This is a genomic window from Thermodesulfatator indicus DSM 15286 (assembly GCF_000217795.1).
GTDB lineage: Bacteria > Desulfobacterota > Thermodesulfobacteria > Thermodesulfobacteriales > Thermodesulfatatoraceae > Thermodesulfatator > Thermodesulfatator indicus.
The window spans coordinates 1,948,919-1,970,702 of record NC_015681.1; the positions used below are offsets into that span (position 1 = coordinate 1,948,919).

20 protein-coding genes and 1 tRNA gene are annotated in these 21,784 nt (G+C 37.4%); 8 read left to right on the forward strand and 13 right to left on the reverse strand.

Annotated elements, in window-relative coordinates:
* Positions 1-7: 7 nt before the first annotated feature.
* Entirely contained in the window at positions 8-1,072 is a 1,065-nt protein-coding gene (locus tag THEIN_RS09565) for a two-component system sensor histidine kinase NtrB (RefSeq protein ID WP_013908470.1), read from the reverse strand.
* A gap of 137 nt (positions 1,073-1,209) precedes the next feature.
* Between THEIN_RS09565 and THEIN_RS09570 the strand changes: the two genes are divergently transcribed.
* The 3 genes from THEIN_RS09570 to nusB are packed head-to-tail and all read left to right on the forward strand — an operon-like array spanning position 1,210 to position 3,322.
* On the forward strand, positions 1,210-2,421 hold the full coding sequence (locus THEIN_RS09570; RefSeq protein ID WP_013908471.1) for a bifunctional 3,4-dihydroxy-2-butanone-4-phosphate synthase/GTP cyclohydrolase II: 1,212 nt from the start codon (positions 1,210-1,212) through the stop codon (positions 2,419-2,421).
* Between the two features lie 11 nt (positions 2,422-2,432).
* The gene (ribH, locus tag THEIN_RS09575; RefSeq protein WP_013908472.1) at positions 2,433-2,903 is read left to right on the forward strand and encodes a 6,7-dimethyl-8-ribityllumazine synthase; all 471 of its coding nucleotides are present in this window, start codon (positions 2,433-2,435) and stop codon (positions 2,901-2,903) included.
* Positions 2,903-3,322, forward strand: coding sequence for a transcription antitermination factor NusB (nusB, locus tag THEIN_RS09580; RefSeq protein ID WP_013908473.1), 420 nt, complete (start codon positions 2,903-2,905; stop codon positions 3,320-3,322). The genes ribH and nusB overlap by 1 nt, the downstream gene beginning before the upstream one ends.
* Here the strand turns inward: nusB and THEIN_RS09585 are convergent.
* The 9 genes from THEIN_RS09585 to THEIN_RS09625 are packed head-to-tail and all read right to left on the reverse strand — an operon-like array spanning position 3,315 to position 12,306.
* Positions 3,315-4,250, reverse strand: coding sequence for a tetratricopeptide repeat protein (locus THEIN_RS09585; RefSeq protein ID WP_013908474.1), 936 nt, complete (start codon positions 4,248-4,250; stop codon positions 3,315-3,317). The two genes, nusB and THEIN_RS09585, sit on opposite strands and share 8 nt — an antisense overlap.
* Positions 4,247-5,725 (reverse strand): type II secretion system protein GspD, encoded by a 1,479-nt coding sequence (locus tag THEIN_RS09590; RefSeq protein ID WP_013908475.1) that lies wholly within the window; start codon positions 5,723-5,725, stop codon positions 4,247-4,249. The genes THEIN_RS09585 and THEIN_RS09590 overlap by 4 nt, the downstream gene beginning before the upstream one ends.
* 17 nt (positions 5,726-5,742) lie before the next feature.
* Positions 5,743-6,174 carry a hypothetical protein gene (locus THEIN_RS09595; protein WP_013908476.1) on the reverse strand — a complete coding sequence of 144 codons (432 nt, stop codon included), beginning with the start codon at positions 6,172-6,174 and terminating at the stop codon, positions 5,743-5,745.
* 5 nt (positions 6,175-6,179) lie between these two features.
* Positions 6,180-6,584 (reverse strand): hypothetical protein, encoded by a 405-nt coding sequence (locus THEIN_RS09600; RefSeq protein WP_013908477.1) that lies wholly within the window; start codon positions 6,582-6,584, stop codon positions 6,180-6,182.
* A gap of 1 nt (position 6,585) precedes the next feature.
* The gene (locus THEIN_RS09605; RefSeq protein WP_013908478.1) at positions 6,586-7,890 is read right to left on the reverse strand and encodes a hypothetical protein; all 1,305 of its coding nucleotides are present in this window, start codon (positions 7,888-7,890) and stop codon (positions 6,586-6,588) included.
* The gene (locus THEIN_RS09610; protein WP_013908479.1) at positions 7,887-8,804 is read right to left on the reverse strand and encodes an ExeA family protein; all 918 of its coding nucleotides are present in this window, start codon (positions 8,802-8,804) and stop codon (positions 7,887-7,889) included. Before THEIN_RS09610 ends, THEIN_RS09605 begins: the two co-directional genes overlap by 4 nt.
* The gene (locus THEIN_RS09615; RefSeq protein ID WP_013908480.1) at positions 8,804-10,015 is read right to left on the reverse strand and encodes a type II secretion system F family protein; all 1,212 of its coding nucleotides are present in this window, start codon (positions 10,013-10,015) and stop codon (positions 8,804-8,806) included. Before THEIN_RS09615 ends, THEIN_RS09610 begins: the two co-directional genes overlap by 1 nt.
* Entirely contained in the window at positions 10,015-11,646 is a 1,632-nt protein-coding gene (locus tag THEIN_RS09620) for a GspE/PulE family protein (protein ID WP_013908481.1), read from the reverse strand. Before THEIN_RS09620 ends, THEIN_RS09615 begins: the two co-directional genes overlap by 1 nt.
* A 57-nt stretch (positions 11,647-11,703) precedes the next feature.
* Positions 11,704-12,306 carry a prepilin-type N-terminal cleavage/methylation domain-containing protein gene (locus THEIN_RS09625; protein ID WP_013908482.1) on the reverse strand — a complete coding sequence of 201 codons (603 nt, stop codon included), beginning with the start codon at positions 12,304-12,306 and terminating at the stop codon, positions 11,704-11,706.
* Positions 12,307-12,404: 98 nt separating this feature from the next.
* Between THEIN_RS09625 and THEIN_RS09630 the strand changes: the two genes are divergently transcribed.
* The 5 genes from THEIN_RS09630 (at position 12,405) to fbp (ending at position 17,682) form a co-directional block, all read left to right on the forward strand.
* Positions 12,405-12,971, forward strand: coding sequence for a prepilin-type N-terminal cleavage/methylation domain-containing protein (locus tag THEIN_RS09630; RefSeq protein ID WP_013908483.1), 567 nt, complete (start codon positions 12,405-12,407; stop codon positions 12,969-12,971).
* Positions 12,972-13,140: 169 nt separating this feature from the next.
* A complete protein-coding gene (ade, locus tag THEIN_RS09635; RefSeq protein WP_013908484.1) occupies positions 13,141-14,832 on the forward strand; it encodes an adenine deaminase in 1,692 nt (563 codons plus the stop codon).
* Positions 14,833-14,854: 22 nt separating this feature from the next.
* The gene (locus THEIN_RS09640; RefSeq protein WP_013908485.1) at positions 14,855-16,156 is read left to right on the forward strand and encodes an NCS2 family permease; all 1,302 of its coding nucleotides are present in this window, start codon (positions 14,855-14,857) and stop codon (positions 16,154-16,156) included.
* A 184-nt stretch (positions 16,157-16,340) separates the two neighbouring features.
* Positions 16,341-16,428, forward strand: a tRNA-Leu gene (locus THEIN_RS09645).
* A 108-nt stretch (positions 16,429-16,536) separates the two neighbouring features.
* Positions 16,537-17,682 carry a fructose-1,6-bisphosphate aldolase/phosphatase gene (gene fbp, locus THEIN_RS09650; RefSeq protein WP_013908486.1) on the forward strand — a complete coding sequence of 382 codons (1,146 nt, stop codon included), beginning with the start codon at positions 16,537-16,539 and terminating at the stop codon, positions 17,680-17,682.
* A gap of 27 nt (positions 17,683-17,709) precedes the next feature.
* Here fbp and THEIN_RS09655 read toward each other — a convergent pair whose 3' ends face one another.
* The 3 genes from THEIN_RS09655 to THEIN_RS09665 all read right to left on the reverse strand — a co-directional run bounded on the left by THEIN_RS09655 (position 17,710) and on the right by THEIN_RS09665 (position 21,610).
* Positions 17,710-18,180 (reverse strand): chemotaxis protein CheX, encoded by a 471-nt coding sequence (locus THEIN_RS09655; protein WP_013908487.1) that lies wholly within the window; start codon positions 18,178-18,180, stop codon positions 17,710-17,712.
* Between the two features lie 84 nt (positions 18,181-18,264).
* A complete protein-coding gene (locus tag THEIN_RS09660) occupies positions 18,265-20,538 on the reverse strand; it encodes a glycosyltransferase 28 domain-containing protein (RefSeq protein WP_013908488.1) in 2,274 nt (757 codons plus the stop codon).
* Positions 20,525-21,610, reverse strand: coding sequence for a metallophosphoesterase family protein (locus THEIN_RS09665; protein WP_013908489.1), 1,086 nt, complete (start codon positions 21,608-21,610; stop codon positions 20,525-20,527). Before THEIN_RS09665 ends, THEIN_RS09660 begins: the two co-directional genes overlap by 14 nt.
* Positions 21,611-21,784 lie beyond the last annotated feature (174 nt).

Here is a 21,784-nt window from a genome sequence, read left to right on the forward strand (position 1 = left end):
TTTTTGTTTATACCGGTGGTATTGGATAAAACATTCTTACTGGTAATTCCATCACTACGGTAGTTCCTCTTCCTGGTTCGCTCAAAATGTGTAAAACCCCTCCATGGGTTTTAACCACTTTTTGCACAAAAAAAAGTCCAAAACCTGTTCCTTGGGCTTTGGTCGTAAAAAATGGCATGGTAGCCTTTTCCAATATATTTTTTTCCATTCCAGGACCTTCATCTTTTACTACTATGGCTACTTCGTCATAACATAGTTTAGTTTTTACTAATATTTCTCCTCCCGTTTTTTCCATAGCGTCTTTGGCATTTTGTAGTAACTCATATAATGATTGAGAGATAAATTCCTCATCTAAAAAAATTTCTGGAATGTCTTCTTCTAAATCAAGTTTTATTTTAATGTTAGGGGGCAGTTCTCTTTTGAAATTTTCTACTACTTTTCGTACTAACTGATTTAGAGATACTAATTTTAGATTTAATTGTAATGGTTTACTAATAAATGTTAGTCTATCCATTAATTTTTCTAGTCTGTTAACTTCTTTGATTATGGCATTAATATATGTTTTAGTTTTTGGATCTATTTTTTCTAGCTTTGATAATATTTTACATAATCCACCTATTACTAATATAGGATTTCTCATTTCGTGAGCAAACTGAGCGATTATATCAATATAGAGTTTCATTCCTTCTAGTTGTTGTAATCTTCTTTCATATAAATTTTTTTCCTGTAATATAGAAATAATTTCCCAAAAAAGACGAGCGCCTAAGTGATCAATAACTTTGGTTTTAGGAGGTTTAGTTTTAAAAATTTTCTCAAGAACTTCATCTGAGCCGGTAAGTTCAATTACTAGGTCTATATGAGGGAATTTTTTAAATAATTCCCGAAAATCCGTAGAAACACAGTAGCCCTTTTTTTGAGCATAAAGGTAACCTGGAGCTTGAGGATTAATATCGGCTACACCTAAGATCACGAGATGTAAATGTTTAGGTTCGTATTCTTCTAGGAGGGCTAAAAGTTCCCGGCAAGCTTTGCCTCCACCGACAATAACTACGTCAACTTCTTTTTTCTCCAAGATTTGCCCCTTAGTGCTTTTTTATATTTTTAGCATAAAATTTATGTTTAAAGGCAAGTAAAAAATTTATCTATCCGATTGGCCTTACGGCTAATAAATGTATAATGGGCAAAGATTCATAAAGGCAAGGAGGGCTTATGCCTATATCTAGTATTGAAGAGGCACTAGAGGATATAAAAGCCGGAAAGATGATCATTGTCACCGATGATGAAGACCGTGAAAACGAAGGCGATCTGGTAATGGCTGCGGAAAAGGTTACTCCCGAAGCTATAAACTTTATGGCCAAATACGGCCGAGGCCTGATTTGCTTGACCCTTACCAAAGAAGATGTAGAAAGACTCCAGCTACCCTTTCAACCCAAACGCCATGGAACCAAATTTGACACCGCTTTCACAGTTTCTATTGAAGCACGCCACGGTGTTACCACTGGTATTTCGGCTCATGATCGAGCCCATACTATTAAGGTAGCTATTGATCCTAAAAGTGGTCCAGAAGATATAGTAACGCCTGGCCACATTTTTCCAATAATGGCCCGCGATGGGGGGGTGTTGGTGAGGGCAGGCCATACTGAAGCTTCGGTGGATTTAGCTCGGCTTGCTGGTTTGAAACCAGCTGGCGTTATTTGTGAGATAATGAATGATGACGGAAGTATGGCTCGTATGCCTGACCTTGAAAAATTTGCCGCCAAGCACAATCTTAAAATTGTAACAATTAAAGATCTTATAGCCTATCGCTTAAGAAATGAATGTTTAGTCAAAAGGGAGGTGGAAACAAGGCTTCCCACTCCCTGGGGAGAGTTTAGGCTCCTAGCATATACGAATTTGATTGATCCCTTTACTCATGTAGCGTTAGTTATGGGTGAAGTAACGGAAGAGCCGATTCTTGTTCGAGTTCATTCGGAATGCCTAACAGGAGATGTTTTCGGTTCCCTTCGTTGTGATTGCGGGCCTCAGCTTGTTAGAGCTTTAGAAATGATTGCCGAAGAAGGTCGAGGCGTACTTCTTTATTTGAGGCAAGAAGGCAGAGGTATAGGTCTTTTAAACAAGTTAAGAGCGTATGTTTTACAAGACCAGGGCAAAGATACTGTAGAAGCCAACGAAGCCCTAGGTTTTAAGCCAGATTTAAGAGATTATGGGATAGGAGCCCAAATTTTAAGAGATATAGGTGTTAAAAAGATGCGGCTAATGACCAATAATCCCAAAAAGTTGATAGGGCTTGCTGGTTATGGTCTCGAAGTAGTAGAACGTGTACCTATAGAGATAAGACCTCATGAAGAAAACTATCGTTATCTAAAGTGTAAATGTGAGAAGATGGGTCATTTATTGACGGTTTTTAAGGAAAAATTTTAAGTGGAGGTTTTATGAATAATCTAAAAACTATAGAGGGTGAATTTAAGGGAGAAGGTCTTAGGTTTGGTATAATAGCAGGGCGTTTCAATAGCCTTATAACTAAAAAACTCCTTGAAGGTGCTCTTGATGCCTTAAAAAGACACGGGGTCTCTGATAGCAATATAGAAGTAGTGTGGGTGCCCGGTTCTTTTGAAATACCTTTGGTGGCCAAGAAAATGGCCCAATCAGAAAGATATGATGCCCTTATTTGTTTGGGCACTATTATTAGAGGAGCAACCCCTCATTTTGATTATGTGGCTGCCGAAGCCAGCAAAGGGATTGCTCAGGTTATGCTTGAAATGAATGTGCCCATAGCTTTTGGTATTTTGACCACAGACAATATCGAACAAGCTATAGAAAGGGCCGGTACTAAGGCTGGAAATAAAGGCTTTGATGCGGCTATGGTTGCTTTAGAGATGGCCAATCTTTTGAGGAAGTTATAATGGGTTTGCGCCGAAAAGCTCGCGAAATAGCCGTACAAATACTTTACCAGGCAGACGTGGCCGGAGTCCCCTTCAATGAAGCCTTTGCTACCTATGAAGGGTACTTTAACCCATCGCCTAAGGTTTTAGAGTTTGCGAAGGAGTTGGTAAACGGAGTGGCCGAAAAACAGGAAGAAATTGATAAAATAATTGAAAAATATGCCAAACACTGGAAATTGTCACGCATGTCTGCTACCGATAGAAATATATTACGACTGGCCACTTATGAATTACTCTATCGGCCTGATATTCCTGAAAGAGTTTCTATAAATGAAGCCATAGAGCTGGCTAAATCTTTTGGCTCAGATGAATCTGCTTCTTTTGTTAATGGCATTCTTGATGCTATTTACAGACATGAGTGCAGAAAAACTGCTAATTAGAACAAAATCTTAACTTAATAGAAATTAATTCAGGGGTAAGATTTTTAGCGTTATTTAATAAGGAACAAGTTTTTTTAGTTTTTTGTTGTTTTAAATAGGCAATGGCTAAATTATAGATAATTGAAGGATCGTCAGATATCTTAACAGCTTTTTCAAGAGTTATTTGTGCTAAATATGGTTTATTTTGTAATAAGTAGATAGCTCCCATATTGTTTAAAATATCAGCCTTTTTTTGTGTGTCTTTTTCTTCAGCTAAAGCCTGTTGGTAATAATAAATAGCTTTTTCGTACTGGCCACTTTGGCGAGCTTCTTCGGCGAGTAAAAGATAATTGTTAAACTGGTTTTTAATGTTAGAAGAAATTTTGAATTGTTTGTTTGTTGTATTGTTATTAACTTTTATATTGTTTTTTGTCAATGTTTTATTGTCCTGTAATAAAGATAGTGTTCTCCTTTCTTTTGCTAAATCTTTTTGTGTGAGTTTTTCTTGATTGAATTTGTTTTTAATCGTGCTGTTAATTATTTGTTTTTCTTTTGTTTTTATAGTATTTTGAGTTTCAATTTTTTTAACATTTTCCTTTTGAGATAAAGTTTTTTGGTTTTTATTTTTTTGGGGTTGTTGAAAATTTTGTTCTACTGAAGAGATATTTTGTTTTTTGAAAATGTGTATATAGTTGTTTTGAGGTATCGGTTTTTTTATTGATTGTCTGTTGGTTAACTTGGTTTGTCTTTTTAAAGGTTTTTGTTCAAAAGTAAAAAATAACATTAATACTAGACACCCTAGTAGCAATGAACAAATTATTATATATAGATAAATTTTATTTTTTTTAGTCTGATTTTCTTTTTCTCTATTGAGATTGTTAGGTTTGATAGAAAATTCTGTCTGTTGGTTTTCTTGTAATTTTCTTATAGCCTCAAATAATTTGCTCATTTTATTATGCTAGCCTTTATTAGAATTATTAGTTCTACTTTTGATGACGATTCTTCTTTGCTTTTGAATATGTTTCCGATAATAGGTATGTTGCTTATTACGGGAACACTATTATTATTTTTTTCGTTTTTATTCATTATTAGGCCACTTATGACAATTAAATCATTATTTTTGGTTTTTACGACGGTGCTTGTTTCGCGAAGGCTTATTTCTGGAAGGGTTATTTCATAATCGGCTATTTTGCTTTTTTCTAAGCTAATAATATCACTTTTTATAGGTACTATAGATAGTAATATATTATTTTTGTCATCAATATACGGAGTTACTTTGAAGGCTAAACCATCAAAAATAGAACTAGTTTCAATGTTTGTACTTGCAGTAGTTATTCCTTCAGATGATGTTGTTTCTTTTGTTATTTCTTTAATATATGCGATAGATTTTCCAACTCCTATAAAAGCTGGTTGGCCATGTAGAGTTCTGATTCTCGGATTAGAAACTATTTTTACTTGTCCATACTTTTCTATAGCATTTACAATTATATTAAAATAAGGGTTTCCTGTAAGGGTAAAAGTGAAAGCTCCTGAATTGTTCCATAAAAAACTAGTTGTGCTACTTAAATGTAGTGTATTCTTTAAATCATTTTGTAAAATATTTTGCCAGTTAATTCCAAGTTGATAGTTTTTGTTTAGGTTTACTTCGATTATTTCTGCCTCTATTAATACTTGTTTTGAGTACTTTTCTTTTACCTTGTTAATAAAATTTGATATTCTTCTTAAATTTTCTGCTTTATCTCTTACATATAATGTGCCTGTATACTTATTTAATATGTATTTGCCATTTTTTGATAATAAATTTTTGATATTTTTTTCTATTATTGAAAATATGTCATTTTCCTTTGAGTTTCCACTGAGTTCTATTTCTCCTTTTAAGGGATTACTTGTATTCTGATTGTCTTGATTACCTCCTAAGACATCGCCTCCGATATTGTAGTTAACTTTTCGTACTGTTGTTAAAAAGTTTAGGTCAAATAACTTTTCGTCGTATAGTTTAACATAAATAATTCCATCTTTTATTTTATATGTTGTGCCTGTAAGGCGTGTAATAACATCTAATGCATTCTTTAGTGTTACATTGTTTAGATTTATAGTTATAAATTTTTGCTCTTCAGGTAGTTCTTTTTTTATATCATTATCAATAATGAGATTTAAATCAGCGGTTCTAGCAATTAAAGCCAGTATTTTTTCAAAATCTTCATTGATAACAGAAATGCTTATTTTTTCTTTTTCAATAGGCGATAGTTTTTTGAATATAGGTTTTAGATTAGATAGTGTTAAATTGTTTTCTGTTTCTTTTTGAGGCGCCACTGGCAGGTTTATTTGTGGTAAATTATCCGTTTTTTTTGGTGGAATTGTTTGTTGGCTTGCACACGCAGTAAGTGCGAATATAATAAATAAGATCGCTATGCTTTTTTTCATAATTTGCCTCGTCTATTTTATACTATAATTTTTTCTCCTGGTTTTATGTTTATATTTTGACCATTAATTTCTATTTCAACTTTATTGTGGAAAATTTTTATTATTTTAATATTCTTTATTGTGTCACCTTCTTTTAAAAACATTCCATTTATTATACAAGCTTTTTTATTGTTTATTACTAAGATCCCTGATAATAGCAATATTTGTTTTTTATTTGTCTTTTGGTTAATAAATTTTTGCTTGTTGTTTAGTTCAAAAATTTCTCCGGATATTATGAATCTTTCGTTTGTTTTGTTTTTTTGGGGTAGAACAATGGTTTTTGCTCTTAATGTGTTATTAATTTTATTGTATTTACTGTTAATTTGCCATATTGCTATGCTTATCGATAAGAATGTTGTGAATATCATTATCCACATTATAATTATGTTGACGTTTTTTAGTTTTATCATTTTTATTAAAAAAATTCTATCTTTTCTCCTGATAATTTTAATACTCTAAAACAAAAATCTTTCTGACATACCTTTTTGAATGTAAATGATTTTATAAATAAATAGGAATTTTTATCATATAAACTATCTAAATATAAAGATAGTATTCTCTGGTTATTAACTATTGCGTTAATTTCTATATTTGATCGTACTATGTTTTTAGGTTTATATTTTTCTATAAAGTCTTTTATTTTTTGATTATTTGTTTTTTGAATTTTTAGTTCTTGTTCTAATTTTTGATTTACTTTTAAATAATAGTTATATTCTTCCCAGTTTTTAAAAGCTAAGCCCCCTGAAACTGCAAAAATTATGCAAATAGTAAATATTCCTAAAATCGTTTTGTATTTATCAAAAATTTTTAGCATTTTCATTTTAAAATCTTTGGTATATTCCTTTAATTATTAAGTTTCCTTCTCTTTTATTTTGATCATAAAGAAGTTTTATTTGATTTTCGTTTATATCTATTCGTTCCTTTAGATTAGCCAAAAATAGGGTAAGTTGTTGTTGTGTGTAATGAAAATCTCCTTTGCATTCAGCCTTAACTAAAAGATTATTCCCCTTTCCCGAGGTTTCTGTGATAACTACGCCAGTAGGTGTTATTGTAGATAACCAGGCCAAAAATTCGTTAAGCTTAAATGTTTTCCTATACTTTTCGTAAATTTTAGCTTCTTCTTCAATTAACTTTATTTCTTTTGGAGAAATCATCTTATTGAATTTTTCAAGTTCTTTATTTAGCTCGCTTTTAATGGTGTAATGCTCTTTTTTAATTTTTTCCACTTTTGGATAATAATAAAACCAGATTCCGTAATTTAAAATGGAGCCGACAAGCATTGCAAATGTGATTTTTCTAATTATGGAAAAATGCTTCTGATACTGCTGGTAGTCAGCGGGGAGGAGGTTAAGTTCTTGAGGAACGAAAGGGAGGCCGAAAAATTCAGGATACTCTAAGGCAGTGTCTAAAAAGCTCTCTTCAATAAAAGAGAAGTCCGGCCTTATTAGTGGCAAAGAAGTTTCTGGAAGGAGTTCCCTTTTTGGGCCATAGGCAATAATTCCTTTAAGATTGAGACCAAGAACGCGGTCTCCGTAATCCATAACAGCAAGAAGTGCTTCTTCCACCTGAGCTGAAGTGAGCAGAGAACCGGGTATGGGCTTAATAGAGCGCAAGTAATGAATGTTTTTAAATCCGGTTATAGCCAGGAAGCCATAGTCTTTATCAATATAGACGCTGATAACCGGAGAATCTGTTTCCTGTAAAGTGAGATAACAAGTTGCCAGCTGAGTAGCTGTTAATACTTTTATTTCGGTTTCATATTGTTGGAAATCACTAATAATTTCTTCTACTGGAAATTTATTAATAGCTACGAAATTTACTTCTAACTGAGTTTTAAGATCTTCTTTAATATGAAAAATTATTAATGGTGTTCCTTCAAAGATACCTAATTCCTTTAAACGTTCTCTTAATTGAAGCTCTATAAGCTCTTTAGGGCCTGTTGGCAAAGTTTCTCGCCCTAGGTAAAGCTCTGGGAAGTATTTGACAGCAATTACTTGTTTTCCTTTAAGTTTTTTTAAGCTAGTTTTTTGAGGAGCCTCAAGAAGAATATATTTGCTACCGCGTTTAGCCAGTTTTGCGAATAAGTAACTATCTTCTTCTTTTTTTACTATAAGAAGCTTTTTCATAATCCCAAAATCCAATAGGATATTGTTAGACCAAATGCTATTAATATTAAAACACCTATTAGTAAAATAACAAACTTTGATTTGAACTCTATATTCCTTTTATAAGGATTTAAACTTACTAATGCTTCTTTCAAAACTTTTGAGTCTATCTTTTTTTTCTTTTCAGCAGCAGCGAAAAGAACTGCTCTATCCATAATCTTATTGAGTAGCCGAGGGATCCCGCCGCTTTCACGATATAAAACTTTCAAAGCTTTGTTTTCAAGTTTTAAGCTGTGTCCACCTGCCCGGTGCCAGCGGAAGTTCAGGTATTCTAAAATCTCTTCTTGGTTAAGCGGAGAAAGCTTTTCCCAGACAGTTATACGCTGAAGTAGTTGAGATAACTCTTTAGAGTTGAGTTTGTCAGCTAGCCCGGGTTGACCCACCAGAAGAATTTGAACAAGCTTTTTTTTGTCTGTTTCGAGGTTTGAGAGAAGCCTTAGCTCTTCAAGACTTTCTGTCGGGAGATTTTGGGCTTCATCGATTATTAAAAGGAGCGTCTTTCCCTCTTGGGCGAGACTGAGCAGATAGTCCTTAAATCTGCGTAGGAGTTGTTCTTTGCTTTCTTCAGTAGAAAAAGGAATGTTTAGGTCTTCAAGAATGGCCTTAAGAAGCTCTTTAGGAGAAAGAGTGGGTGAAAGTATTAAAGCTACTTCGCGATCAGCAGGTAGTTCCTCAAGCAAGATGCGAAGAAGAAGGGTTTTGCCTGTACCAGGTTCTCCTGTCAACACTAAAAAGCCTTCTCCTCTGGCGAGGGCATACTTCAGGACTTCAAGGGCGCTCGTGTGTTTCTCTGAAGGAAAAAAGTAAGAGGTGTCAGGGGTGAGCCTGAAGGGATGATCTTTTAATCCAAAATTTTTAAGATAATCCAGAGTCATTAGAACTTACCTATCTGAGAAATCATGTCGTAAATTGGCCCAATTAAGGCTAAAACGATTATCAGAAACAGCAATCCTGCCACTGTAATTAAAATAGGTTCAAGCATTTTAGAAAGCGTGGCCACCAGGCGTTCAAGCCTCTGATAGTAGTAATCGGCAAGATATCTAAGCTGGTCCACCAGCCGACCAGTTTCTTCTCCCACCTTAACCATACGTAGTTCAAGAGGTGAGAAAAAGCCCGTCCCCTCACAAGCTTCAAAAAAACTAAAACCTTCTTCTATGCGGTTTTTAAGAGTCATTATAATTTCGTCCATGTATGGGTTTTTAAGACTTTCCTGCATAATTTCAAGGGTCCGCATAAGGTTTACACCCGCTTCAAGTAAAAGGGCAGTATATTCAAAAAAGAAGGCCATAAAAGAAGTTCGCCTGACTTTACCAACAAGTGGAAGCTTTAAGATTATTTTTTCGAAGTAAAATCTGGCCCTGGGAACTTTCCAGACAAAGAGCCCTGCCACTACCAGGCCAAAAGGAACGGCCAAAAAGTAAAACCAATTGCTTGTGCAGAAAGAAACCAGGGCAATTAGAATCCGCGTGGCTAGCGGTAGTTTGACCTTCATTTCCTGAAACAGGGTGAGAATCCTGGGTAAAACAAAAAATATCCAGAAGGCGAGAGCCCCTGTCATGCTTACCAGAATGAAAGCTGGGTAAATGAGAGCTCGTTTGGTGGTGGAGATAATTTCGTCCACGCGTAAAAGGTGTTCGGCAGCGGAATAAAGGGTCTCATCAAGGCGGCCGGTTTCTTCCCCTACTAAAGTTAGAGCCTGAACGATAGGATAAAATACTTTTGGGTGTTCTTTTATGCTTTCGTAAAAAGGCTTTCCTTCTTCAACGTTCTGTCTGAGTTTGCGGATAGCTTTAGCCAGGGTTTTGTTTTCAGCGGTCTTTTCCAGGTCTTCCAGGGCCTGAATAAGGGGCACTCCGCCTCTTATCATGAAGGCAAGATTGCGGCAGAACTCAGCCAGTTCCACGCGGGTTACTTTGGGGGCAAAGAGCTCCTCCCAGAAATAGCGCTTTTTAAGGCGATACCGTATAAGAATTAAGCCACGACGCTCAAGCCAGCGTAAAAGTTCAAGAGGGCCTTCAAAGTATCCCTCATCTTTTATACGCCTCCCGGTAGCTGGCTCTAAGGCTTCATAAACAAATTCAGGCATTAGCCAAGCACCCTCACCGCTTCTTCTACTGTAGTTTCTCCTGCTAGTATGCGTTTTTTAGCCGAATCCCAGAGAGTCTTCATGCCCTGGGCCACGGCTACTTTTTTTATTTCCACCGTGGAGACACCTTTGGCTATCAACTCTTTAATCTCTTCATCAAATAAAAGAATTTCGGTAACCGCCGTCCTGCCTAAAAAACCTTTGCCACGGCAGATTTCACAGCCTTTTCCACGGAAGTAAGTAGCGTCATGGGGAAGCCCATATTTTTCAAGTAGTTCTGGAGAAGGCCTGTATTCTTCAAGGCAGTGGGGGCAAAGACGCCGCAGAAGCCGCTGGGCAGTAACGCCAAGGAGACTTCCCGCCAACAGGAAGTTCGTAATGCCTAAGTCGCGCAGACGCTCAATGGCCGAAACGGCGTCGTTTGTGTGCAGGGTAGAAAGCAGGAGATGTCCTGTCAAAGCGGCGCGCACTGCCATCTGGGCTGTTTCCTCGTCCCTTATTTCGCCTACAAGAATTACATCTGGGTCCTGTCGTAAAAAGTGTCTAATGGCTTGGGCAAAAGTGTAGCCTATGTCTTCGTTTATCTGGGTTTGCCGAATTAGGGGAAAATAGTATTCTACAGGGTCTTCAGCAGTAAGTACATTTTTCTTGATAGCGTCAACAAGTCGCAGAGCGGCATAAAGGGTGGTAGTTTTCCCAGAGCCTGTAGGCCCAGTTACCAGCACCATGCCATTTGGCTTGGTGAAGAGTTCTTCAAGGGCCTTTACTTCTTCCTGGTCAAAGCCAAGGGAGATTAGGTGCCTGATGGAGGCCTTAATAGGGAGAAGCCTTATGACCATGTTTTCGCCAAATAACCCGCGCACAGTGGAAATTCGCAGGTCAAATTCTTCTCCCAGAAACTCAAAGCGCATCTTGCCATCCTGCGGCAGGCGCTGTTCGGCAATGTCCATGCCGGCTCTAATTTTTACTGCGTTTATTAAGCGCCCGTGAATCGGAGCGGGAAACACGAAAGCCAGCTCAAGGAGCCCATCTACCCGGTAGTAAACCCTAAATGTTTTTTCATAGGGCACAAAGTGTATATCAGCAGCGTTTACGTTAATGGCTTCTATCATCAGGTTTTGAAAAAGCTGATCCACATCAAAATTAAGGGTTGGATTTCTTTTAAGTCTATCAAGGAGGTTGTTAATTTCTTCTCTTGGTGGGTGTTGAAGCAGGTAGTAAAAGTGTTCGACGGTCTTTTGTATTTGAGACTTCGGTGCTACATAAAGTTCTATTTTTGTTTGGGTATGGCGCAGAAGGGCTTCTCTTACCCGTCGGTCAAACGGATCAGCAATTGCCACATGCAAAACACCATTTTCAAGTTTGAAAGGCAATACCTGTGCCTCTCTGGCAAACCGTGAGGGAATTTGTAAGAGGGCCCTTTTTTCAGGATTAATGTTGGCAAGGTCAATGAAGGGCAGGTTACTTTGCTGGGCGAGAACCTGGGCAATCTCTGCGTCCGTAACCAGCCCCAGACGCACCAGAATTTCGCCCAGGCGTTCGCCGGTGGCCTGCTGCTCCACCAGCGCAAACCTGATGTGCTCTTCGGTGATACAACCTGCTTCTTTAAGTAACTGGCCTATGGGTTTCATATTAAAAGTGCAATCTCAATTTGTGATCGCTGAATTTTGCAAAGATCTCTTTAGAAATCATTTGCAACTTAATTTTGTTTTAAGTTCCCAAATCGTCACCCAACGCGCAATATCATCGTATTCTTCAGAGCGATCAAGGTCGTTAGGGAAATCGTCAACGTCTTGAGTTCCCTGTTCATAAACCTTAACCGTTACGTTACTCGTTACTTTTGCAGTAAATAAAGAATTTTTTTCTATATCCGCAGAACCTGCAATAAGCCCGGTCTGAATGTTGTAGTTAACACCGCTTCCCACCATGATGAAAGCTACATCAGTGACGCTGCTGCCGTCCGGTCGTTCCACTGTAATGTTAGTGGTAGTTTGAGTGCAAATACTATCTGTTGTGGTAAGATTTTCGTCGTAAATATACAAAAATGGCTTTCCGGTGCTGTCCCTGGCGTAGGGAACGACCTTTGCCACCTCCGTAGCATTTGGTAATCTGCCATGGGCAATGGCATAGCCGATTATGGCTTCCACATTGGCGTTGAGCTTCTCACGGCTTTCCCTATATTTAGCTTGTTTGGTGAGCGGACCTATGAGGCTTACGCCGAGCCCTAACAGAAGACCCAGCACCACCAGTACAATAGCAAGTTCAATTAAGGTGAAGCCTTTATTTTTCATTTTTTCTTTGACATGGAAAATTTTTAATTTAAATTTATTTTTCGGTTGAAAATAAATTTAACCCAAAATATAAAACTTATAAAGTAGGAGGTTAAAAAATGCGAAACAAGAAAGGTTTTACTTTGGTGGAACTGGCCATTGTGTTGGTAATTATCGGTATTATTTTGGGAGGCATTTTGAAAGGGCAGGAAATTATCAAAAATGCTAAAATCAAACGCCTTTATAATGATTATAAAGGAATAGTAGCTGCTATTTACACTTATCAGGATAGGTATCATTCTCTTCCCGGGGATGATCCTCAGGCAACTACTCATCTTGGCACTTGTACTACCCATAATGGAGATGGTGACGGCTTGATGTATGACGAGACGGCGACCGATGGTAGCTATGTTTGGGAACATTTAAGGTGCGCAGGTATAATCCCGGGTTCTGGTACAACTAATCCCTCTCATGTTTTTGGAGGGAATATAGAAATTTTAAATAAAAGAGGAGATAAAATCTGTTTTAATATAGTCCCAGGAGATGTAGCCGAAGCTATTGATATTTCTAACGACGATGGCAAACCTGATTCTGGTAGTATTAAGGCTTATAGTTCTCGTACTGCCACTACTCCAGTGACTTCTTATAGTTCTGATAGTAATTATACTTTTTGTTTCTCAATGTAAAATAAAGGGCGGGTGATCCCGCCCTTTATTTTTAGCCCCTCATCAACCTCTCCATAAGTATTTTTCATTAAAAAAAGAAAGAAAATTTAGTATTTTCTAGAAAAAAACTATTGAATTTAAACCGTTTTAATTATATTTGAAAACAGTTCTTAAAGGATATGTGATTTTTATGCAGGAAGATTTTATTTTTTTTAAAAATGCTAAAATAATAAATGTTTATACCAAAGAGGTTTTAGCAGGGAGCTTTGGGCTTAAAAAGGACCGCTTTCTCTTTGTAGATTATTCTGCTGACCAAAATATCCTTTCTCAATTCCTAAAAGAACACAAAGAGGCCCAAGTAATAGACTTAGAAGGCTGTTTCGTGTGCCCTCCATTTATAGATGGCCATCTTCACATAGAATCTTCTCATTTGATCCCTTCTGAATTTGAAAAGTTTGCTTTAAGAAGTGGGGTAGGGAAGGTCGTTATTGATCCTCACGAAATCGCCAATGTATGCGGAAAAGACGGCATAAAATTTATGCTTTCAGACGCTAGACTACTTGAAGTTTACGTTATGATACCTTCCTGTGTGCCTGCCTCACCATTTGAAACTTCAGGGAGAGAAATAGGACCAGAAGACGTAGAAGAACTGCTTAGTTTTCATGAAAGAGTGCTCGGTTTAGCCGAAGTCATGAACTATCCCGGGGTCATTAATGAAGATACCTCTATTCTTGCCAAGATAAAAGCAGCCCAAAAACTTAAAAAAATTATAGATGGTCATGCCCCTTTGCTTAAAGGGAAGGGTTTAAATCAGTATATTTTTCACGGAGTAATGAGTGACCACGAATGTGTAGAAGGAGACGAAGCCCTCGAAAAATTGAGACTTGGCATGTGGTTAATGGTAAGAGAAGGAACTGCTTCGAAAAACATATATTTATTAGAAAAGCTTAAAAAGCTAAACGATTTTAGAAGAATAATGCTTGTAAGTGACGATATATCTCCCCTTGATCTTGAAGAATACATGCTAAAAGTTTTACGAAAAGCTACGAAATATGTAGATCCTTTGGCTGCTATTCAGATGGTTACTATTAATCCTGCTAGTTATTTTAATCTTCCAACTGGCATTAAACCCGGCAATCAGGCCGATTTTTTAGTATTCAAAGACATAGAGACCTTTAAAATTAAAGATATTTGGTTTAAAGGAAAACCTCTTTCTTTCTGGGAAAAGAACTTATTAAATAAAAAAACTTTTCTAAATAAAAAATTAATCTCTTCAATTAAGACTAAGCCTAAGACTTTAGAAGAATTTTTAATTTCCGGTTTTGATGACGGTAATACAGGCAAAGTACGATTAATAAAGCCTTTTAAAGATTCTCTTCTAACCGGAGAAGTTATTCTTCCAATTAATGATGCTAAAAAGGAACTTAAAAGTGGAAATATAAATAGAATTTACGTTATAGAACGCTATAAAAACACAGGTAGAATTGGTAAAGGTTTGATTTTGGGTTTAATAAAAAAAGGAGCTATTGCTTCGTCTTATGCTCACGATTCTCATAATATTGTAGTTATCGGAAAAGATTTAGAAGATATTGTTATAGCTGTAAACGAACTTATTAAAATGCAAGGTGGTTTTGTATTAGTAAAAGATGGTAAAATTATAGCTAAAGTTCCTCTAAAAATTGGGGGGATAATGGCCGATGATGCTGAAAATTTAATTAAAAATTTGCAATCATTTTATGAAATAGCTAAAGAAATTTCTTTATTAAAAGACATTCTTTTAAGTATGAGTTTCTTTTCTCTTTCGGTTATTCCAGAGCTTAAAATTACTGATTTTGGTTTGGTCAAAAATTTTAAACTCGTGTCTTTAGTTGAACATAATTAATTCATAAAAAGAGGTGGAAGAAATGGACTTAAGAGAATTTTTTGAATTCGAAAAGTACGGAACGGATTTAAAGAGAGAGGTATTGGCGGGTATTACCACTTTTATGACGATGGCTTACATTATCTTTGTCAATCCGCAAATTCTGAGTCACGCTGGTATGGATTTTGGTGCAGTGATGGTAGCAACCTGTATCTCTTCTGCTATTGCTACTTTTATCATGGGTATTTATGCTAAATATCCTTTTGCTTTGGCACCAGGTATGGGGCTTAATGCTTATTTTACTTATGGTGTATGTTTGGGGATGAATATACCTTGGCAAACTGCTCTAGGTGCTGTTTTTATTTCAGGTGTTATTTTTATTATACTTACATTAACTAAAGTCAGGACATGGATATTTAATGTGATTCCTAACGCCATTAAATATGGTACGGCGGTTGGTATTGGCCTCTTTATTGCTTTTATTGGTTTAAAAACAGCAGGAATAATCGTGCCTAGCAAGGCAACTTTTGTGACTTTGGGAAATATTAAATCTCCCGAAGTTTTATTAGCTTTTTTTGGTATTTTGCTTACAGCTGTTTTAGTAAGCCGTAATGTAATTGGAGGTATTCTTCTCGGAATAATAGTTACTTCTCTTTTAGGAATGATTTTAGGAATTTCTCCTTTTCCTAAAGGTTTAGTGTCTGCTCCACCTTCCATATCTCCTACCCTGCTTCAGCTTGATATTAAAGGTGCATTAAACCTTGGTTTAGTTACAATAGTATTGACTTTTCTTTTTGTTGATATGTTTGACACTTTAGGAACTTTGAGTGCCCTTGCCTCTCAGGCCGGATATCTTGATAAGTTAGGAAAACTTCCAAGAGTAGAAAAGGCATTAATGTCTGATGCAATTGGAACAGTGACTGGATCTCTTCTTGGTACTTCTACAGTTACTACTTATATAGAATCCGCCAGTGGTATAGCCCAGGGAGGAAGAACCGGTTTGGTAGCAGTCGTAGTTGCTTTACTTTTTCTATTAGCTTTATTTTTCTATCCAATAGTGAAAGCTATTCCACCCTATGCAACAGCTTCGGCCCTTGTTATTGTTGGTGCTTTAATGATTCAAGCTATCAGGAATATTGACTTTTTCGATTTTACCGAATTAATTCCTGCTTTTATTACTCTTATTACCATTCCTCTTACTTTCAGTATTGCCAATGGTTTGGCTTTAGGTTTTATAAGCTACGCTGTTATTAAACTTTTATCTGGAAGGTATAAAGAAGTTCATTGGCTTGTCTATGTTCTAGCCTTAATTTTTGCCTTAAGATTTTTATATTTGGCAGATTAATCTTAGATTTCCGATCGATTTTATACTTGTTACACTATGGGTGGTAGGGGATAGGCGAAACTCCAATTTCGTCGCCTGTCTCCGCCTTACTTGTGTTGGTCTGTAAGGTAGATTTTTTCAAAATTAGGTGACTAAAAGAGCCTGTTGCAAGATGGCTGGCTCTATGTTATTTGATTAAGGCAACGCCGAGGTGGCGGAACTGGCAGACGCGGTGGACTCAAAATCCACTGGGGTTCACCCCCGTGCGGGTTCGACTCCCGCCCTCGGCACCAATTTTCCTCAATTTATTTCAAAAAATCCTTCTAATTTCCCCTAAAAGTTGGTATTAAAGAGAGGGGTTCTTCTCCAAATAAAAATTAACCTAAAAAGGAGGTCTTTTTATGAAGGTTACGATTTCCGTGATTAAAGCGGACATTGGTGGTTATGTAGGGCACTCTTCTACTCATCCTGAGGTAGTGGCAAAAGTTGAAGAATATGCCAAGGCCGGTGTAGAAAAAGGTACTTTGCTTGATGCTTCAGTTATTACCTGTGGTGATGACATTGCTATTGTTATGACCCACACCAAAGGCAAAGACAATGAAGAAATCCACAAACTAGCCTGGGATGCTTTTGTAGCAGGCACTGAAGTGGCCAAAAAGTTAAAACTTTACGGTGCCGGCCAGGACCTTTTGGCTGATGCTTTTTCCGGAAACGTAAAAGGCATGGGCCCAGGGGTTGCTGAAATGGAAATTGAAGAGCGTAAAAGCGAGCCTTTTATCGTCTATTTTGCTGATAAGACTTCTCCCAGTGCCTGGAACCTGGCCCTTTACGAAATGTTTGCTGACCCTATGAACACAGCTGGTCTGGTGATTGATCCTTCTATGCACGATGGCTTTACTTTTGAAGTCATGGATGTCTATTCTGGTAAAGCCGTAAAGTTAGAGACCCCTCGCGAGCTTTATGACCTTTTAGTCTTTATCGGTGCTACCAGCCGTTACGTGGTAAGAGCAGTCTATCGTAACCGCGATGGCGAAATTGCGGCGGTGGCTTCTACCCAGAAGCTTTCCCTTATGGCCGGCCGCTACGTAGGTAAGGATGACCCAGTGCTTATCGTCCGTTGCCAGAGTGGTTTCCCGGCCGTTGGTGAAGCCCTTGAGCCTTTTGCTCGTCCATGGTTGGTAGAGGGCTGGATGCGTGGTTCTCATACCGGGCCGCTTATGCCGGTATCTTTTAAAGAAGCTAAGCCTACCCGTTTTGACGGGCCACCACGGGTGATAGCCGCTGGGTATCAGCTCTGCGAAGGAAAGCTTGTTGGGCCCAATGACCTCTTTGACGATCCGGCTTTTGATGACGCTCGCAATCGTTGTGCGCTACTGGCTAACCAGTTGCGTCGTCAGGGTATTTTTGAACCGCATCGCTTGCCACCTGAAGAAATGGAATACACCACACTACCTAAAGTGCTTGAAAAGCTTAAAGATCGCTTTGTTGACATTGGTGAGCCTGAGGCTAAGGCCCCAGGTTCTGGTGAGGGAGAAATCCACGAATAACAAAAAGGGGAGCATTGGCTCCCCTTTTTATTTTTTATCAAGGCAGAATTCTATATAAATTTTTGAGCCATTCAAGGAAAAAGGCATAACCAGCCGTTGGGATTTGCAAAGAATTTCTAAAGTGTGATTTTCTCCTGAAACAATAGCCGGGGTGGAGCTCTGAAGACTTATTCCGTTTTGCTCAAAACGCCTACGAAAAGCTCCACAAATCATGTTAGCCATTTCTCCAGCAGCATCTCTAACTTCATCGTTAATTTCTTCTGGTCGGTGCCCAAATAGGCTTTCCACTACACCGAACAGGGAATCTTTTTCAAAAGTAACCACGAAAGTGCCGGTAAAACCTTTGCCTGTTAGGCCCAGAATGGCGGAAACATCTCCTAAAGACTTCCGTTCCTGCCGTATGAATGTTTTTTCTGGGGTAGGGGTTTGGCCGGTGAAAGTGCTGATAACCTCCATAACTGATGCTTCAATGGCTTCTCCAATAGGCGACTTACCCATTGAACCTCCCGGAGTATTTTTATTTTCTATTCGAAAGAACTCTTTTAAAACTTTAAAGACTTTAGGCAAAGTTAATAAAAATTTTTAAGTTTCAAATGGTCGGGCACTCATGATGATTATTTGCCAACCAGAGTCGGCCAGAGAGTTTAAAATATTGAGGGTTCTCTTAGCGCGGTTTTCATCAAAATAAGCTAGGGGTTCGTCAAGCAGGAAAAAGGCCTTATGTTCAAAGAAAAGCTCAACCAAGGCAAGCCTTGCCGCCAGAAGCAACTGCACTTTAGTGCCGTCTGAAAGGGAATCAATAGGAAAAGCTTTTCCCTCCTGATTAATAGCTACCCAATCTCTCTTGAAAGCTTCTCTGTCAAAAAATAAGGAAGGGAAATTGAACCTAACAGAAATATAGCGACCTTCGGTTATTTCTTTAAAAATTTCTGCCACTTTATTTTCAAATTTTTCAAGATAGGCCTGATTTATTCTTTCTTTTAGTCTGGCGAGTATATCTGCTGAAGTGCGTAAGACTGCTTCAAGCCGCTTAAACCTAAGCAATTGCCTTTCAAGAATTTTTTTCTCATCAAGAAGCTCTTCATAGCGCGCGAGATCTGGTTTGCGAGCCACCCGGTCTTCATAAAGATCTTTTTCCTTGTCAAGTTTGATAATCTCAGCTTCAGTTCTTTCTAAGTTTTGGGCTACCTGGTTTAAAAGGTTTGATATGTTTTTTAGGCTGTGGCCTTGATAAGCTTTAATGGTTTTTAGAGAAAGCCCTTCTTCGAAGTCTCTAGGGTAATCTTTTATTTTAGTCTCAAGGTTTTTGATTTCTGTTTTTTTAGCACTTAGTTCTTCTTTTAGGGCTAGATATTTCTCTTCAAGATTTCTACGCTTTTGTTCAAGTGTTTTTATTTGGTTTCTAATTTCTTTGGCAAGCTTTTCTTGCTGGACAACTTTTTTTTGATTTTCTTTGAGATTTTCAATTTCTTTTTGAGTCTCTTCAATCTTATTTTTGAGAGGAGGTAAGTTTAGTTCTTCCTCTAAAGATGTTTCCAGTTGTTTTAATTTCCTCAGCTTTTGGATAGTTTGAAGTAGATTTTCAGGGGTCAAAAACTCTTTTTCAAGGTGAGTAATCTTTTTAGAGAGGTCAGCGAGTTTTACTTGAGGATAAATGTTTAGTTCAAGGTCCTGATACTTGAGATTTACTTTACCCTGGAATTCGATATTTCTAGAAGAGACTTCTTTACCGTTTATTAAAATAGTATTTCCAGCATTTAAAATTTCTATTTTCCCCCGAGAAAGAGAGGCCATTTTGAGAAAAGTTCGCCATTCATTTAGATAATCTTGGAGTTTTTCTGGATTTTGATTGGCTAAAGGCCCTAAAATTTCCTTTAACTTCTGATATTCTTGCTGTTTAGTAAACTCCTGGTGTAGTTGTTTAAGCTTGTCCTTAAGCAATCGGATTTCTCGGTTTATGAAATTTTTTTGGGCAAGCTGAGAAATAAGCTTTCTCTCTTTTTCTCCTAAAGCCTCAAGTTCTTTTTTAATTGTTTCTTTTTCTGCTTCTATTTTTTTGATTTTGGCTGTTAATGTTTTCTCTTCTTCTTTGAGTTTTTGAAGTTTATTTTCTAGGTATTCAATTTCCAGGTAGGCCTGAAGATAGCCTAGCTGTTCTTTTTGGTGGGATAGTTTTTTTTGGTTGGCTTTAAGCTTTTCAAGCTTTTCTTTAACTACTTCTAGCCGCTTTTTGTTTTTTTCAAATTCTTCTTTTTCCCTTTCAAGGCGAAGAAGCTCCTGGTTTATATTTTTCAGTTTTTCTTGTACTTCTTGTTTCATGCGGCCAAAAGGGTTCTGGCGTAAGCCACATTTTTGAAGGATAAAATCGTCTCGAATCCGCCTCTCAAGGCCTTCAATGCTTGCAGACTTAAGAACTTTATCGAAAACTTCTCGCAACCCCCGGTTGCCAGCCACAGAAAGATCCCTTTCCCGCAAAACTAGAAGACCTTCAAGGACTTGTCTGAAATGTTTATACCCCTTTTTTTCCAGAAATTTTTTGATGCTATCAGGGCTTTCAAGGTCTATCCCGTCTGTTCCCCTAAAATAAGGACGCTTTTCAAGTCCGCTCAATTTTAGCTCATATTCATGGTCTTCTATGAGGAAATTTAACTTAATAACCGGAGGGATTCCCTGACCTTTTGTTGTTTTTTGAACTAAAATTTGCGGGCTTAATGAAAAAACATCAAGTATTCCTTCAATAATGGTGGACTTACCAAATTCGTTAGGTCTGGCAATAAACCTTAGCCCGTTATCAAACAGAAATTCGTGATCCGAAAGAACTTTATAGTTTTTAAAAGAGATTTTAGTAAGCTTCATATAAGTCCTGTAAGAACTTTTCCTTTAGAAATTCTTTGAGACGTTGAGGTTGCTGAGAAACCATTAGACCGTAAAACAAAAATTCTTTTACTTCGGCTTGAATTTCTGGAGATACATCTTCTAAAAGCTCAAGTATGATTTGAGAGATAACATCATCTGGTGAAAATACTTTAGCACCTTCGGAGATACTGATTCTTTCTTCAAAGGAAGAACAAAGTTTGCGAAGACTGTTTTCAAAAAGTTCAAGATATGAATCTATACGCACGTAAACTTTTGAAAAATCAAGCTCTTCAAGTTTTTTAAGGTCATCTTCTGAAAAAATTTGCAGACGAAGATAAGAGGGGACATCGTCAAAAGAGTGTTTGGTTACCTGTAAAGGTGTTTGGGAAAGATCTACTTTTAGAAAGCCACCTTCTGCCTGGGCTGTAGCCAGAAATTCAAAAGGCACAAAGGCTCCACTGTAAAAAGCATTTTCTCCAATCTTTTTATAGCTGTGATAATGCCCCAGAGCTAGGTAATGATAACGTTTGAGGATATCTGGTTTAAGGGGCTTTTCGTATTTTTCATTAGGCCCAAAGGCTCCGTGAAGAATGGCTATCTGGTAGTCAGCCTCGGGGAATAAATCTGGTTGGGGATAACCAAAAAAACCAGCGTAAAAGGCTATTTTTTGCTCTGGGGTTTGGATAATCACAGAAGGACGATCTGGTGAAAGGAAATGGATGTTATCTCTTTCCAATAGGGCGGCCACTTCAGGGCGACGGTAGATTGAATCGGAAGTATAGGCATCATGACCACTTATTTCGTTTTCCGTATTCTGGCCGCCTCCAGGAATGAGTACAAAATGAATTTCCGGAAAAAGGCTCAAAATAGAGAAGAACTCAAGGGCTATTTTGGTAGAAATAGCATTTGAATCAAAAGTATCACCTGCAAATAGCACTACGGCAACGTTGTTAGCCTGAGCCTCAGCTAGAATCTTTTTTAGTTTGGTGAAAATTAAAGATACGTGTTCTTCAGCTGAACGCTTTGGAGGAACCACCCCAAGATGTAAATCAGATAAGTGATAAAGCTTCACGTTTGTAATTATAACGTCAGCTATTTAGATAAAAAGGGCTTGAAAAATTTTTTGAATTTTTCTTCTAATAAACGAACCTTTGCAAAATTTAGAAAACAGGGATAGCTTTTGCTGCTCACGCAGCCTCGCAAGGCTTTCCTTTTTTTGTCATTAAGAGGAGGCACGAAGTGCCGA

Excerpts from the sequence above, each read along its gene's own strand:
- THEIN_RS09660 (WP_013908488.1), bottom strand. The coding sequence starts at position 20,538 with ATGAAGCTTACTAAAATCTCTTTTAAAAACTATAAAGTTCTTTCGGAT.
- fbp (WP_013908486.1), top strand. The coding sequence starts at position 16,537 with ATGAAGGTTACGATTTCCGTGATTAAAGCGGACATTGGTGGTTATGTA.
- THEIN_RS09610 (WP_013908479.1), bottom strand. The coding sequence starts at position 8,804 with ATGACTCTGGATTATCTTAAAAATTTTGGATTAAAAGATCATCCCTTC.
- THEIN_RS09595 (WP_013908476.1), bottom strand. The coding sequence starts at position 6,174 with ATGATAAAACTAAAAAACGTCAACATAATTATAATGTGGATAATGATA.
- THEIN_RS09600 (WP_013908477.1), bottom strand. The coding sequence starts at position 6,584 with ATGAAAATGCTAAAAATTTTTGATAAATACAAAACGATTTTAGGAATA.
- ade (WP_013908484.1), top strand. The coding sequence starts at position 13,141 with ATGCAGGAAGATTTTATTTTTTTTAAAAATGCTAAAATAATAAATGTT.
- THEIN_RS09585 (WP_013908474.1), bottom strand. The coding sequence starts at position 4,250 with ATGAGCAAATTATTTGAGGCTATAAGAAAATTACAAGAAAACCAACAG.
- THEIN_RS09620 (WP_013908481.1), bottom strand. The coding sequence starts at position 11,646 with ATGAAACCCATAGGCCAGTTACTTAAAGAAGCAGGTTGTATCACCGAA.
- ribH (WP_013908472.1), top strand. The coding sequence starts at position 2,433 with ATGAATAATCTAAAAACTATAGAGGGTGAATTTAAGGGAGAAGGTCTT.
- THEIN_RS09655 (WP_013908487.1), bottom strand. The coding sequence starts at position 18,180 with ATGGGTAAGTCGCCTATTGGAGAAGCCATTGAAGCATCAGTTATGGAG.
- THEIN_RS09615 (WP_013908480.1), bottom strand. The coding sequence starts at position 10,015 with ATGCCTGAATTTGTTTATGAAGCCTTAGAGCCAGCTACCGGGAGGCGT.
- nusB (WP_013908473.1), top strand. The coding sequence starts at position 2,903 with ATGGGTTTGCGCCGAAAAGCTCGCGAAATAGCCGTACAAATACTTTAC.
- THEIN_RS09630 (WP_013908483.1), top strand. The coding sequence starts at position 12,405 with ATGCGAAACAAGAAAGGTTTTACTTTGGTGGAACTGGCCATTGTGTTG.
- THEIN_RS09625 (WP_013908482.1), bottom strand. The coding sequence starts at position 12,306 with ATGAAAAATAAAGGCTTCACCTTAATTGAACTTGCTATTGTACTGGTG.
- THEIN_RS09605 (WP_013908478.1), bottom strand. The coding sequence starts at position 7,890 with ATGAAAAAGCTTCTTATAGTAAAAAAAGAAGAAGATAGTTACTTATTC.
- THEIN_RS09640 (WP_013908485.1), top strand. The coding sequence starts at position 14,855 with ATGGACTTAAGAGAATTTTTTGAATTCGAAAAGTACGGAACGGATTTA.
- THEIN_RS09590 (WP_013908475.1), bottom strand. The coding sequence starts at position 5,725 with ATGAAAAAAAGCATAGCGATCTTATTTATTATATTCGCACTTACTGCG.
- THEIN_RS09570 (WP_013908471.1), top strand. The coding sequence starts at position 1,210 with ATGCCTATATCTAGTATTGAAGAGGCACTAGAGGATATAAAAGCCGGA.